At 40.3% G+C, this 13,214-nt stretch carries 12 protein-coding genes; 5 read left to right on the forward strand and 7 right to left on the reverse strand.

The genetic code is table 11. From position 1 onward, the window contains the following. Positions 1-157 precede the first annotated feature (157 nt). The 3 genes from V3595_RS07520 to V3595_RS07530 all read right to left on the reverse strand — a co-directional run bounded on the left by V3595_RS07520 (position 158) and on the right by V3595_RS07530 (position 3,515). The gene (locus tag V3595_RS07520; RefSeq protein ID WP_485906295.1) at positions 158-1,081 is read right to left on the reverse strand and encodes a DMT family transporter; all 924 of its coding nucleotides are present in this window, start codon (positions 1,079-1,081) and stop codon (positions 158-160) included. A gap of 442 nt (positions 1,082-1,523) precedes the next feature. Then, positions 1,524-2,507 (reverse strand): alpha-ketoacid dehydrogenase subunit beta, encoded by a 984-nt coding sequence (locus tag V3595_RS07525; RefSeq protein ID WP_485906296.1) that lies wholly within the window; start codon positions 2,505-2,507, stop codon positions 1,524-1,526. Positions 2,508-2,519: 12 nt separating this feature from the next. After that, positions 2,520-3,515, reverse strand: a complete 996-nt coding sequence (locus V3595_RS07530; RefSeq protein ID WP_485906297.1) for a thiamine pyrophosphate-dependent dehydrogenase E1 component subunit alpha — start codon at positions 3,513-3,515, stop codon at positions 2,520-2,522. A 471-nt stretch (positions 3,516-3,986) separates the two neighbouring features. On the opposite strand from V3595_RS07530, the gene V3595_RS07535 reads away from it, so the two are divergent. From V3595_RS07535 to V3595_RS07545, 3 genes are read left to right on the forward strand one after another with little or no spacing between them, the layout of a single operon-like run. Next, positions 3,987-4,466: a MarR family winged helix-turn-helix transcriptional regulator gene (locus tag V3595_RS07535; RefSeq protein WP_137018377.1), complete on the forward strand. Its 480-nt coding sequence runs from the start codon at positions 3,987-3,989 to the stop codon at positions 4,464-4,466. Next, on the forward strand, positions 4,463-6,187 hold the full coding sequence (locus V3595_RS07540) for an ABC transporter ATP-binding protein (protein WP_137018376.1): 1,725 nt from the start codon (positions 4,463-4,465) through the stop codon (positions 6,185-6,187). Before V3595_RS07535 ends, V3595_RS07540 begins: the two co-directional genes overlap by 4 nt. Then, the gene (locus tag V3595_RS07545; RefSeq protein WP_485906298.1) at positions 6,184-8,043 is read left to right on the forward strand and encodes an ABC transporter ATP-binding protein; all 1,860 of its coding nucleotides are present in this window, start codon (positions 6,184-6,186) and stop codon (positions 8,041-8,043) included. The genes V3595_RS07540 and V3595_RS07545 overlap by 4 nt, the downstream gene beginning before the upstream one ends. Before the next feature lie 123 nt (positions 8,044-8,166). Here the strand turns inward: V3595_RS07545 and V3595_RS07550 are convergent, their stop codons facing one another. Next, positions 8,167-8,619, reverse strand: coding sequence for a MarR family winged helix-turn-helix transcriptional regulator (locus V3595_RS07550; protein ID WP_063233436.1), 453 nt, complete (start codon positions 8,617-8,619; stop codon positions 8,167-8,169). Positions 8,620-8,741: 122 nt separating this feature from the next. Between V3595_RS07550 and V3595_RS07555 the strand changes: the two genes are divergently transcribed. Beyond that, positions 8,742-9,179, forward strand: coding sequence for a GNAT family N-acetyltransferase (locus V3595_RS07555; protein WP_485906299.1), 438 nt, complete (start codon positions 8,742-8,744; stop codon positions 9,177-9,179). A 571-nt stretch (positions 9,180-9,750) separates the two neighbouring features. On the opposite strand, the gene V3595_RS07560 is transcribed toward V3595_RS07555, so the two are convergent. Both V3595_RS07560 and V3595_RS07565 read right to left on the reverse strand, forming a co-directional pair. Further along, positions 9,751-11,019 (reverse strand): erythromycin esterase family protein, encoded by a 1,269-nt coding sequence (locus tag V3595_RS07560; RefSeq protein WP_485906300.1) that lies wholly within the window; start codon positions 11,017-11,019, stop codon positions 9,751-9,753. Between the two features lie 29 nt (positions 11,020-11,048). Further along, positions 11,049-11,420: a hypothetical protein gene (locus tag V3595_RS07565; protein WP_485906301.1), complete on the reverse strand. Its 372-nt coding sequence runs from the start codon at positions 11,418-11,420 to the stop codon at positions 11,049-11,051. Between the two features lie 314 nt (positions 11,421-11,734). On the opposite strand from V3595_RS07565, the gene V3595_RS07570 reads away from it, so the two are divergent. Next, on the forward strand, positions 11,735-12,259 hold the full coding sequence (locus tag V3595_RS07570) for a divergent PAP2 family protein (RefSeq protein WP_485906302.1): 525 nt from the start codon (positions 11,735-11,737) through the stop codon (positions 12,257-12,259). Between the two features lie 167 nt (positions 12,260-12,426). Here the strand turns inward: V3595_RS07570 and V3595_RS07575 are convergent, their stop codons facing one another. Next, positions 12,427-13,134: a GntR family transcriptional regulator gene (locus V3595_RS07575; protein WP_101221797.1), complete on the reverse strand. Its 708-nt coding sequence runs from the start codon at positions 13,132-13,134 to the stop codon at positions 12,427-12,429. Positions 13,135-13,214 lie beyond the last annotated feature (80 nt).

Consider the following 13,214-nt stretch of genomic DNA (forward strand, 5'->3'; position numbering starts at 1 on the left):
TGTATATGGGTTAATGTCTATAGCTATAACTAGCGGCAAAGACAGTCAATCACTTCTTTGGCAAAAATGAATCAGAATTAAGTAAAACTATTAATGTGTTTCAATACGAAAGCCCCCAGGATAAATCTTTACGTGAGGGCTATTTCGTTTTGGTTACTTATTTTACGTGATGCAATTCCGCTTGTTTTCCGGATGAAGAGTTTGTGCCATCATTTTCTTTTGACTTCTTAGAAGAAAGATAAACTCCTGCGAAAATGATCAGCTGGCCAATAATTACATTAGGATTAATCGCTTCTCCAAGCAGGACATAACCCCAAACCATAGCGGTTGCAGGAATAAGGTATGTAACAGATGCGGCAAACTCAGGGCTGCCATTTTTATTTATGTAGAAATAGATCAGCTGGCCGACCCCAGAGCCAAAGCACCCAAGACCGGCTATGGCTAAAATCGTCAGCGGTTCCATCAGCATCACTGGCTTAATCGGCTCTGTTATTAGCATCCCGATCAAACCGATAACGGCACCCGTGAGCAGCGTAAACGTCGTAATGACCAATATGCTGGTATTGGAAAGAAATCTTTTCGTAAAATGACCGGCAAAACCATAACAGATGGACGCTAGCAGCATTGTCCCAATCCCGATGAATTCCTTTCCGAAAAGCTGACCGATTTGAAAATCCATCAATACTAGAATGCCGAAGAAACCAATTAAAATGCCCATCCATTGTCGGGCGGTTAGAACGTATGAAAAAATGATAAATCCGATGATCCCCGTCCAGATCGGAGTGGTTGCATTTAGAATCGATGCCGTGCTGCTATTAATCTCTGTTTCACTTAAAGGTATTAATCCCCATGCTAATCCGCAATTGAAGATTCCGACAACGACCAGTGCTTTCCACGGCAATTTCCAGTTGATTTCCCTGCGCTTCCACCATAAAATGGGAAGCAGAACAACAGCACCCGCCAAGCAGCGGAGAAATACAATCCCCCAAATGCCCGCAGGCGGTAGCAGCCACTTCATAAAAACAAACGATAAACCCCATATCAAACTAAGGCCGATTAAAGCCCCGTATAATCGAAGCATGATGTTCCCCCTTCCTACTTTCAATTTTCACCAATCACTGTTCTTCATTTATTGCTAATAGATTGAATTTTTGCGTGACTATCGACAATTACAATTCCGTAATATGTACTTTCAAACACCATATCTAATAGTTTATTATTGGCTAATTGTCCATTATTCATCATTAGTTCTCCTTTACCTAGAGTGCTTTACCATATAATACCACGCAATTTGTTCAACATATATTTACAAGTGAAAATTCCCCAAAAATCACTGAATTTTATATGCCCTCTCTAGCGTAATCCAACGGATTATTTTTCACTATAGATGATTTATTTAGCGCAAAAAAAAAGCCTGGCAACCTTTTTTATAGTTGCTAGACTTACGTTCATTTTTAAGATCACTCCCAATATAAACAACAATTTAAACCGATGCGCAAGGTTCGTTCCTCCATGCCGATCATTTAATAGGCAGCTAGGTCACGCAGTGCCTTTTCCACTTTTTCTGGATTCACCATGAATGATTTCTCCAATGATGGTGAATATGGCATTGCTGGAACATCCGGACCCGCGAGTCTCATGATTGGGGCATCGAGATCGAAGAGGCAGTTTTCTGCAATGATCGCCGATACTTCACTAATGATGCTCCCTTCCTTATTATCTTCAGTAATCAATAGGACTTTTCCTGTTTTAGATGCAGCTTCCATAATGGCTTCTTGATCTAATGGATAAACGGTTCGTAAATCAAGTATATGAACAGATATGCCATCACTGGCCAGCTTTTCAGCTGCCTGAAGCGCAAAATGAACACAAAGTCCGTAAGTAATCACTGTAACATCCTCGCCTTCACGTTTTACATCCGCTTTACCAATGGGTAAAACATAATCATCATTCGGTACTTCTTCTTTAATTAGGCGATAGGCTCGCTTATGTTCAAAGAAGAGGACCGGGTCATCATCACGAATGGCTGCTTTCAATAACCCTTTAACATCATAGGGTGTAGAGGGCATGACAATTTTAAGTCCTGGTTGATTGGCAAAAATGGCTTCAACGGATTGTGAATGGTATAACGCCCCATGTACGCCCCCACCGTAAGGAGCTCTGATGACGATAGGGCAATGCCAGTCATTATTGGAGCGATAACGGATTTTTGCAGCTTCTGAAATGATTTGGTTGATTGCAGGCATGATAAAATCAGCGAACTGCATTTCCGCAATCGGCCTCATTCCATACATGGCCGCGCCGATGCCAACTCCTGCGATTGCGGATTCAGCAAGCGGTGTATCAATGACACGCTGTTCACCGAATTGTTCGTATAACCCTGAAGTCGCTTTAAAAACGCCGCCTTTTATCCCTACGTCCTCGCCTAATACAAATACACGGGAATCACGTTCCATTTCTTCCCGCATCGCCATTATCACCGCATCTATATAAGATATCACTGCCATTTTCTTTCCTCCTTACATTTCTGCGTAAACGTATTTTGAGAGCGTGTCTTCATTTGCAAATGGAGCATTTTCCGCATAATCCGTCGCTTCGTTCACTACTTTCATTATTTCCTCATTCATTTGTTTCTCCATGAGATCATCCATTATTCCTGTTGCTTTTAAATAGGCACCAAAAGTAATGATCGAATCTCCTTTTTTTGCCTCCGATACTTCATCAGGCGACCTATATTGACTATCATCATCGTCGCTTGAGTGTGGTGTAAGCCTGTAAGAAACCGTTTCGATTAAGCTTGGGCCTTCACCGCGCCTTCCTCTCTCAGCCGCTTCTTTCACCACCCGGTATACTTCGATCGGATCATTTCCATCAACCGTCACCCCTGGCATGCCGTAACCAATGGCCCTGTCGGACACTTTTCCGCAAGCCAATTGCTTTTCAATCGGGACGGAAATGGCATACTGATTATTCTCGCACATCAAGATAACCGGAAGTTTATGTACACCTGCAAAATTCGCTCCTTCATGGAAATCACCTTGGTTTGATGAACCCTCTCCGAATGTAACGAATGAAACAATATCTTTTCCTTCCATTTTCGCAGCGAGTGCAATCCCCACTGCATGCGGCACTTGAGTGGTAACTGGCGAAGATCCCGTCACGATGCGATTCTTTTTTTGCCCAAAATGCCCAGGCATTTGACGCCCGCCTGAATTTGGATCTTCTGCTTTGGCAAAACTGGATAACATTAAATCCCTGGCGGTCATCCCAAACGCGAGCACCACTCCGAGATCCCGATAATAAGGAAGTACATAATCCTTTTCACGATTCAATGCAAATGCAGCCCCCACTTGAGCTGCTTCTTGCCCTTGACAAGAAACGACAAATGGAATTTTTCCAGATCTGTTCAACAGCCACATCCGTTCATCAATTCGTCTTGCCAACAACATAACTCTATACATCTCAAGCACCTGCTCATCACTCAGACCTGCCTGTAGATGACGACTTTTATCCATATCTCATCATCCCTCCCAATACCTAATTAAAACATTTCCCTGTTTTAATGGGGCCCTGTATCACAAATTACCAATCTTTCTAATTAGCTGTTTGCTTGTCTCGCAAACTTAAATCCTGTTATGTATCTACGGAAGAAAAATTCTTATATGTATACATGCCCATTCCATTTAACACCCGTACATTCTCATTTGCGTTATCATCTAGTATTATTACCTGGTACTAACTCAATATTATCCTAACACTTTTTATCTCACATTTTCAAGTTAATTTCACTTTGTATGGGTTGTTTTCACGCGAAAGCCTTACCTGACTTGAAAACTCATTTCCATACATGCACCAAAGACTAAACACTGGGGTATTGAAGTTATTTTTTTGTTGACTAAGCGGATATATAGCTGTAAATTAAAATGATTCATAAAATTAAATGTTCGTAATGGAACAGTTCAAAAAAGAAAGAATGGTGAAGTTGAGTGGAGAATGAAAAACAATTAATGCGTTCCGTACAACTATTGCGTTCATTTTGGAACGTGCAGAAAAATATAATGCGGTTCGTTCAAAAGACTGCCGCAGAAAATGGATTAACAGTTCCTCAATATTCCATTTTGATGACCATTACCCTTTACAAAGAGACCACTCAAAAAAATGTCGGGGAGAAAACATTTCTTCCAAAAAGCACCTTGAGCCAAGCCGTCGATGGTCTCGTTCGCGCAGGTATGCTCCATCGTGAGCATGTGGAGGGCAATCGGCGTGAGATTCAGTTGTCAATCACAGATAAAGGGAAAGATTTATTAAAAACGATTCATTTTCACGAAGGAAGCATTCACCAAGTCTTTCAAACTGCCATTGAAATGCTTTCTGAAGAACAGTTTGAAGAATTGCTAGAAACACATCTTCAAATTACAAACTTTTTAGAAGCACAATCAACCGAACCGGGAGAGTGTACAAAATGATAAAAATACTGAAAAATTTATCCGTTTATAAGTGGATTATTTCAGCAGTTATCGGCCTGGTTTTTATTCAGTCCATGTCCGACCTCTTTCTGCCTACACTAATGGCCGATATTATTGACAAAGGCGTCGTTCGAGGAGACACTCCTTACATTTGGAAAATCGGTGGTTTGATGCTGTTGGTTTCCGCACTTGGCGCTTGTGCATCCATAATCGCAAGCTACTATTCGTCCAAAGCGGCAATGGGGATGGGACGCGATCTCCGCCTGAGAGTCTTTAATCATGTTGAAAAATTTTCGTTACAAGAATTTGATGAAGTCGGTACGGCATCATTGATTACAAGGACGACCAATGATATAACACAAGTCCAGCAAGTGGTTATCATGATGCTTCGTATGGTTATCAGTGCACCCATCATGTTAATCGGCGGAGTGATCATGGCTGTATCCATGGATGCAAAATTATCCCTTGTCATTGTTGTCACAATGCCTTTATTGATTGGGTCGATCTTGCTTATTCTATATAAAGGTGTCCCTCTCTTTCAAACTGTGCAAAAACGATTAGACCGGTTGAACCTAGTATTACGAGAAAATTTAACTGGTATTCGCGTCATTCGTGCCTTCAATCGTGAAACACAAGAGAAAGAACGTCTTAAGAAAGCGAATAAAGAATTGACGGATGTGTCAATCAGAGTCAATAAAATCATGGCCTTCATGATGCCTGTAATGATGCTTGTCATGAACTTGACGGTTGTTGGTATCATTTGGTTTGGTGGAGTTCGTATTGATAATGGCGGTATGCAGATCGGGGACTTAATGGCATTTATCCAATATGTTATGCAAATTATGTTCGCTCTCGTTATGGCATCCATGATGTTCGTTATGGTTCCACGAGCAGCCGTGTCGGCAACAAGGATAAACGAAATCCTTGACATGAAACCTTCATACATGGATAAGGGGACAGAAAAGGCAGATCGTGAACACGGTACACTTGAATTTGAACATGTGACGTTCAGTTACCCAGGAGCAGAAGAACATGCATTATCGGATATTAGTTTTTCTGCAGGTCCAGGTGAAATCACCGCAATAATTGGTGGAACAGGTTCAGGGAAAACGACGCTCGTCAATTTGATCCCTCGCTTCTATGATATTTCAAGTGGAACGATTCGCCTCAATGGTGTTGATATTCGTAATTCATCACAAGATGAAGTTCGTTCAAAAATTGGCTTTGTACCTCAAAAGGCCTTCCTCTTTACAGGTACTATCGCTGAAAACATTCGCTTTGGAAAACAAACAGCCACACAAGATGAAGTCGAACATGCGGCTCGCATCGCGCAAGCGGAAGATTTTATCAGCAACATGAAAGACGGCTATGAGGCAGAAATCGATCAAGGCGGTTCAAACCTATCGGGAGGGCAAAAACAACGGCTTTCGATTGCACGGGCACTCATTCGGAAACCCGATATTTATATATTCGACGATAGTTTTTCTGCACTTGACTTCAAGACGGATGCCAAGCTTCGCGCAGCCCTGAAAGATGAAACGAAAAATTCGACGGTACTACTCGTTGCACAACGTGTCAGTACGGTCGTGGACGCTGACCGAATCATTGTGTTAGACGAAGGCAAAATTGTAGGTATGGGAACACACCAAGAGTTGCTTAGTACAAACGACATTTACCGTGAAATCGCCTTATCACAGCTCACAGAGGAGGAAATTGCATGAGTAATCAAAAAAAACCTCAAGGCGGCGGTCAGGTTGGGCATGGTCCTGGTGGCGGTAACATGATGATGATGGGTCAAAAAGCAAAAGATTTTAAAGGAACACTAAAACGTCTCTTGACCTATTTAAAACCTCGGCGCAACAAATTGATTGCCGTGTTCTTCGCTGCAATCATGAGTACGATTTTTATGATTGTTGGACCAAAGATCATGGGAAATGCAATTACAGAATTATTCGAAGGAGCTTACGGAAAACTCCAGGGAATACCAGGAGCAGCTATTAACTTTGATAAAATTGGCCAGATCCTTCTACTCCTTGCCGGACTTTATGCTTTAAGCAGCCTTTTCAACTATGTACAACAATACATTATGTCAAGTGTTGCTCAAGACACGGTATATGATCTTCGACAAGATGTGAACGACAAGCTCGAGAAACTTCCACTCAAATATTTTGAAGGACGTCCAAACGGAGAAACACTTAGCCGAATGACAAATGATATTGATACAATCGGGAGCACCCTTCAGCAAAGCTTAACGCAGTTCATCACATCAATCGTAACGATTTTGGGGATTATCATCATGATGCTTTCGATAAGCCCGTTATTGACATTAATTTCGATAGTCAGCTTACCTTTGTCAATATTTGCAATCCGGCCTATTTTAAAAAGATCCCAAAAATACTTTGCCGATCAACAGCGTAAACTTGGACAATTAAACGGGCACATTGAAGAGATGTATACCGGCCATCAGGTCGTTAAAGCATTCGGACATGAAAAAAAGGCGAGTGCCCATTTTACTGCGGTTAATGAAGAATTGTATAAAGCGGGAAGCAAAGCCCAGTTTATATCGGGTATCATCATGCCCATAATGTTCTTTATCGGAAATTTGAGCTATGTCCTCATCAGCGTTGTCGGCGGAATATTAGTAACGCAACGTTCGATTTCAATTGGTGACATTCAAGCATTCATCACATATTCAAAGCAGTTCACCCAGCCAATCACACAAACGGCTAACATCGCCAACATTATTCAGTCGACGGTTGCAGCAGCTGAGCGTGTTTTTGAACTGCTAGATGAAGAAGAGGAAATGAAAGAACAAACAACAGCTAATATTAAAAGGGCAAATGGTGCTGTCTCTTTCGAACATGTGGACTTTGGATATGGGGAAGAAATGTTAATTGAAGATATGAACATCGATGTCTTGCCTGGACAGACGGTCGCAATTGTTGGACCGACTGGTGCTGGAAAAACAACTATGATAAATCTCTTGATGAGATTTTATGAACTCAATGGCGGAAAGATTAATATTGATGGTCTTGATACACGGAATATGTCACGAAATGATCTTCGAAAGAATTTTGGTATGGTACTTCAAGATACCTGGCTCTTTAATGGTACGATTAAAGAAAATATCGCTTATGGCAAAAATGGAGCAACTGATGAAGAAATTTTTGCAGCTGCTCGAACTGCACATGCCGACCATTTCATTCGGACACTGCCAGATGGTTATGAGACAATCTTAAACGAAGAAGCTTCGAACATCTCACAAGGCCAAAAGCAGCTTTTGACAATCGCCCGAGCTGTTCTAGCAGATCCACCAATCATGATATTGGATGAAGCGACGTCTAGTGTGGACACTCGGACAGAAGTCTTTATCCAAAAGGCCATGAACCGACTGATGGAAGGACGAACTAGCTTTGTCATTGCCCATCGTCTCTCAACAATTAAGGATGCAGATTTGATTCTTGTTATGGATCAAGGAAAAGTGATAGAGAAGGGAACGCATTCAGACCTTTTAAGGGAGAATGGTTTCTATGCAGAGCTATACAATAGTCAGTTCACTGAAAATGTAGCTGGATAATAAGAAAGAGGCTCAATTTCCAATCGGAATCGAGCCTCTTTTTAAAAATTTATTTCCACAACCTGTATAAGCACTTTAACTAATGCTTCAGTCATCCATGAAGCGGATAACTTATAAACAGGATCAATACCCCCTTTTATTACCTTTTTTCACAAATTCCCAATCTACCTCTATATTTTTCCTGACCCTTTGAAGAAGATGGAACATCGTTTCCGTTTCTTCCAAAGAAAATCCCGATAATGCAACCTTGTCGGTGTACTCTCCTTCTTTTTTCAAAAAGGGATAGACCTTTTCACCTTTATCGGTCGCATATAACTTTTTAATTTTTTTGTTTTCCTCATCATTTTTCTTTTCAATAAAACCTTGAATTTCAAGTTTTTTAATGGCCCGAGCTGCTGTCGTCCGGTCAACCTTTATCATTTCTGCTAATTTTTCCTGAATGATTCCTGGATTTTCACATATTCGAACAAGATACAAATACTGCCCTTTTGTAAGGTCAAATTCTTTAAATTCAATATTACTTATAGAGTCCAATGCCCTTGCTATCATTCCAATTTCACGGAGTATTTCCTTCATTCAAAAAGCCCCTGACTTTTTGTTGTATTTACAACAAAAATAATTTCGTATATACTATAAAAAAGTTATACATATATTATGACTTGTCTTACTGAATAAATCTAGGAAAGGGATGAAGAACATTGGATTCAAAGAGAATAACTACAGAAAATGATTTAAATGTAGCCTTTCAAATCAGAAAAGAAGTATTTGTCGAGGAACAAGGTTTCCCTTTAGAAAGTGAATTTGATGATTACGATACACTTGATGCTTTATCTGAACACATATTAGTCTATTATAATGAAAAACCAGTCGGAACTGGTAGGTTAAGAGTTGTTGATGGTTTAGGAAAATTGGAGAGAATTTGCATCTTAGAGCCTTACCGTAAATTTGGTCTTGGAAAAATAATAATTAAAACGTTGGAAGAAATCGCAAAGAAAAAGGAAATATCCCAGGTTAAATTACATGGGCAAACACAGGCAGAGGGTTTTTATAAAAAACTCGGCTATCATACTTCATCCGATGTCTTTATGGAAGATGGCGGTCCACATCTTTTAATGATAAAAAGAATTAATAAATGAAAAGTGTGCTAAATGTGAGTAAAACAAACATTAACCTTATTTGATGGGGATCATACTATTTACCCTTGGCTGTTCTTTAACCATAAAATATACTTACGTTGAACTATCTGTAAATATAAAAAAAGACTATTTTTAGTCTTCTCAAACTGTAGACCAACTCGATGAAAATCAAGTTTGTCTAGTTTTATGAGTTTTTTTAAAACCTCGAACGTTGATTGGAACGTAGGGCACTCGCTTTCCGAGGCGGTCTGGGAACCTCCTCGGCGCCTTTGCGCCTGCTGGGTCTCCCCTTTGACGCGCTTTTCCCGCAGGAGTCTCGCACTATCTTTGTCATTTTTCTTACCTCTTTCTTTATTACACCGTCTGTTTAGGATGCCCTTCTGCAAATAGATATCAAGATAAAAACCTTTCTTAAAAGAATGGTTTTTAATTTAAATATTAAATCGCTTTGCACGCAACGATTTCATTAGCTTTTCATAAGTCTTAGAATAAAAGGCAGCGTTAAGAATTGGCATGAACAAAAGACAAAGCCATTTATAACACGAAAGTTATATATGGCTCTGTCTTTTTATTACATAACGGGCGCTTTTTCATGAACAAGCGGGTGAAGGGCCTGCGTTTCATCAATGTAAACAAAAGCATCATATCTATCTGACATTACAGAAGGTACATAGTTTCCGTATTGTTCATATTCCGGTCGGTATACAACCCCGATAGCCCGATGTCCAATTCTATCTTGGAATAGCTGACGATTTTCATCGGTGAAAATGAGCAACTTATCATACGCGCCTGAAAGGTGCATAGCCTCCTCCCAACTTCCATTCATAGCCGGGGGTACTGTTTTTATTTCAAAATCCTTGCCCCATTCATCTGCTGCAATAACAGTTCCCCTATAGGTTCCGAAACCTGTGATAAATACATCTTCAGTTGGGTTTTGTTCACGAATGACCTGGCCGACGTTAATCATTCCGGAATCTCTCATATCTGTAGCGCTGGCATCGCCAACATGGGTATTATGTTCCCATACAATCGCCTTGCCTTCAGAACCGTAAAAATCCATAATTTCATTAAGTGCATCCACCATATGCATATCTCGAATATTCCATGATTTATCATCATGAACCACCATCGTCCTGTAATAATTTTCTGCATTATACGCTACCAATGCATTCACTTGAAGGTTCAAATTCAATTCTTCATGATGAGGGTATTTTTCTTTTTTTCGTTGAATAGTCGTCAGTAATTTGGAAACCTCCTCTATACAGTCTTCTGAAAAAATGCCTGCAGAAACTGCGTACTCCTCATTATTCCGATTGAATGGCTCAAAACATGTGAACGCCTGTCTGGCAGCCTCGAGGTCAGGCGAATCAATTTGTTTTAAGTAATGGATGACTTCATCCATGGATTCCCAAAGACTATAGATATCTATCCCATAAAATCCAACTTTCGTTTGATTTTGTCCAGACTCATTGTATTCTTTCATCCATTCAATCAGGTCGATCATTTCCTCGTTTGCCCACATCCAGGTCGGCCAGCGGTCAAAACTTTTAAGCACATCCCTTGCCGATTTAGTCACTAGGTCATAGCCTTTAACATACCTATTGATTGCCTGGCATGCGGGCCAATCGCCTTCAACGGCTACAAAGGTGAACCCTTTTTCTTGAATCAGTTTTTTTGTAATTTCAACTCGGGCCGTATAAAATTCGGATGTTCCATGTGATGCCTCACCCAGCAAAACAAATTTGGAATTATTGACTTGTTGAACTAGCTTATCCCAATCTGCTTCACTTGTAAGCATGACTGATTGTTCGATTATTGACTGAACTAGATTATGATGCACTGTTTTTCCTCCTTGTTCTCTTACGAACATTATCGTTTGTACTCAGCATTGTAAGAATTTGAACCTGCGTGTACGGACAGTAAAGTATCAGCGTATCCCACTAGACGATTTATAAGTTCATCACAAATAGAGTAAACCAGTTGAAAGTTTTCCACCTCAAATAAAACAGGGTCATCCAGAATGACCGTCGTGTTAATGAACATATCTTTGTTTCCATATAGATTGTAGTGAACTATAGCCTTTCCAGCAGCTCCTTCAGTAACTGGATCATTAAAGCCGGGAATGAAAACAAACCATTCTTCAGCAGTAGCAGACCTGAAGTTTTTTGTGAAAGACATTCGCTCGGTTACCGTCATGATCTTTTTTAACTCTTCCGGATTCATATCCTTGATCTTGTTCATTCCATTGCCACCTTAACACCTGTTAATAATCTTCCGTTATATATTTTCCTTAAGTGACCCATCCTATAAATATTATTATAAAATGGTGACCTTCTCTGAAAAAAAGCAAGCCAGAACCCCTAGTTCGGAAATTAAGCTTGCACTGAACACGGACCCAGACAACAGTGTCATTATGTTGCATTTAGCAGGTTGTTATTAAATGCCGATAATCATGGAACTGCTGCATATAAAAATTATTATTGGGGTATCAAAAGAGGGAAGATAAAATCCTGGATTGGGTTGGACTGGTCTGGAGCGGAGTGGAGGAGTTGCTCATGGAAAAGATGAATCGGGGAATTTTAACGGCGCTGTCGGCAATTGGCATTGCGCAAGGGCTGAAAATTTTAACGCATTATAAACTGACGGGAAAGTGGGAATTGAAGCAGGCTTTCACAACAGGTGGCATGCCTAGTTCGCACTCTGCTGGTGTGGCCGCACTGGCATCCTATGTGGCAGCGAATAAAGGCTGGATGCATACGGAAACAGCGCTTGCGACAGTGTTTGGCGTGATTGTGATGTATGATGCTCAGGGGATTCGGCGCCATACAGGCGAAATTGCTAAGCTTGTGAATGATCTTGAAGATAATATGGCGAAATTTTCGGGAGAGTTTCCGAGCTTTGAATTTGTTGAGCGTGAGAAGGAACTGAATGAACTGCTCGGACATCAGCCTGTGGAAGTGGGAGCAGGTGCGTTGCTTGGAGTGGTACTTGGGCTTATCTCGGCTAAAATGGAGGATGACAAGCCCTCCAAAACCAAAAGGCTGAAAACGTTGGGCAAGCATAGATATTCTAGATCTTGAAATAACGTAATTAGATCATAACAATATATTATATTAAAACGTGCCTATGTTATAAACATAGACAAACTCTCCATTAAAAGTCATATCATTGTATATACTGGTAGGATTTAAAATGACCTAGGCCTCTCAACTCTCTTAGAAAGGCATAGGTCATTTTATGTGCAAAATCAATTCTTCCGGGACATTTTCATTGCGAATGAGTACATATCAGATCGGAATAATCCTTTGTAATACTCTACTAAATTACCATCAGAATCAAAAATCATTCGTTCTGTAATCAACAAGCACATCGTTTCGGCTATACCTAAATGTTCTGCATCTTCTTTTGTTGGAAAGCCGCAGGTTATGATTTGTTCCGCTTCACAAAAGTCAATGTTTAGATCACCTTCGAGTGCATCATACAATACAGTTGTACTTAAATCGAATTTCGTCAATTTTTTTCCTAGATCCAAAGAATAATAATGCAATTCAATGGCTATGGGGACATCCCCCTGTAACCGCAGCCTTTTAATATGGTAAGATTCATCTTCGAACCCATTTGCATCAGCAATATTTTCAGGTGTCATTACTCGGCCATGATCTAGTAATTTAATTCCCATGCTTTTAGTGGTTTCAGTGAAACTTATCATCTTTAGCCATTCTTGTACAGGTTTAAGGGAAACGAACGTTCCCTTTCCATGCCTCTTTTCCAATATTCCCTCACGAACCAGGATGGATACGGCTTCCCGTACAGTACTCCTGCTGACAGAATACATATCCATGAGTTCCCTTTCACTAGGGATTTTGTCTTTATAATAACCTTCCAAAATCTGATTTTCCAATATGGTTTTCAATTGAGCATGTAAAGGGATTGGATTTTTAAAGTCTAACTCCATAAAATTTCCTCCAAACAGAAAAAGACATCGTAATGTTCGTATCAGTTCTTATATTGTAAACCAAATAGTTATAATATTCA

The sequence above is a fragment of the Bacillus sp. CFBP9009 genome (genome assembly GCF_036541465.1).
GTDB lineage: Bacteria > Bacillota > Bacilli > Bacillales > DSM-1321 > Peribacillus.

What these genes read in the sequence shown, in the direction of transcription:
- V3595_RS07520 (WP_485906295.1), bottom strand. Translation starts at nt 1,081, where the DNA reads ATGCTTCGATTATACGGGGCTTTAATCGGCCTTAGTTTGATATGGGGT.
- V3595_RS07525 (WP_485906296.1), bottom strand. Translation starts at nt 2,507, where the DNA reads ATGGCAGTGATATCTTATATAGATGCGGTGATAATGGCGATGCGGGAA.
- V3595_RS07530 (WP_485906297.1), bottom strand. Translation starts at nt 3,515, where the DNA reads ATGGATAAAAGTCGTCATCTACAGGCAGGTCTGAGTGATGAGCAGGTG.
- V3595_RS07540 (WP_137018376.1), top strand. Translation starts at nt 4,463, where the DNA reads ATGATAAAAATACTGAAAAATTTATCCGTTTATAAGTGGATTATTTCA.
- V3595_RS07545 (WP_485906298.1), top strand. Translation starts at nt 6,184, where the DNA reads ATGAGTAATCAAAAAAAACCTCAAGGCGGCGGTCAGGTTGGGCATGGT.
- V3595_RS07550 (WP_063233436.1), bottom strand. Translation starts at nt 8,619, where the DNA reads ATGAAGGAAATACTCCGTGAAATTGGAATGATAGCAAGGGCATTGGAC.
- V3595_RS07565 (WP_485906301.1), bottom strand. Translation starts at nt 11,420, where the DNA reads ATGAACAAGATCAAGGATATGAATCCGGAAGAGTTAAAAAAGATCATG.
- V3595_RS07570 (WP_485906302.1), top strand. Translation starts at nt 11,735, where the DNA reads ATGGAAAAGATGAATCGGGGAATTTTAACGGCGCTGTCGGCAATTGGC.
- V3595_RS07575 (WP_101221797.1), bottom strand. Translation starts at nt 13,134, where the DNA reads ATGGAGTTAGACTTTAAAAATCCAATCCCTTTACATGCTCAATTGAAA.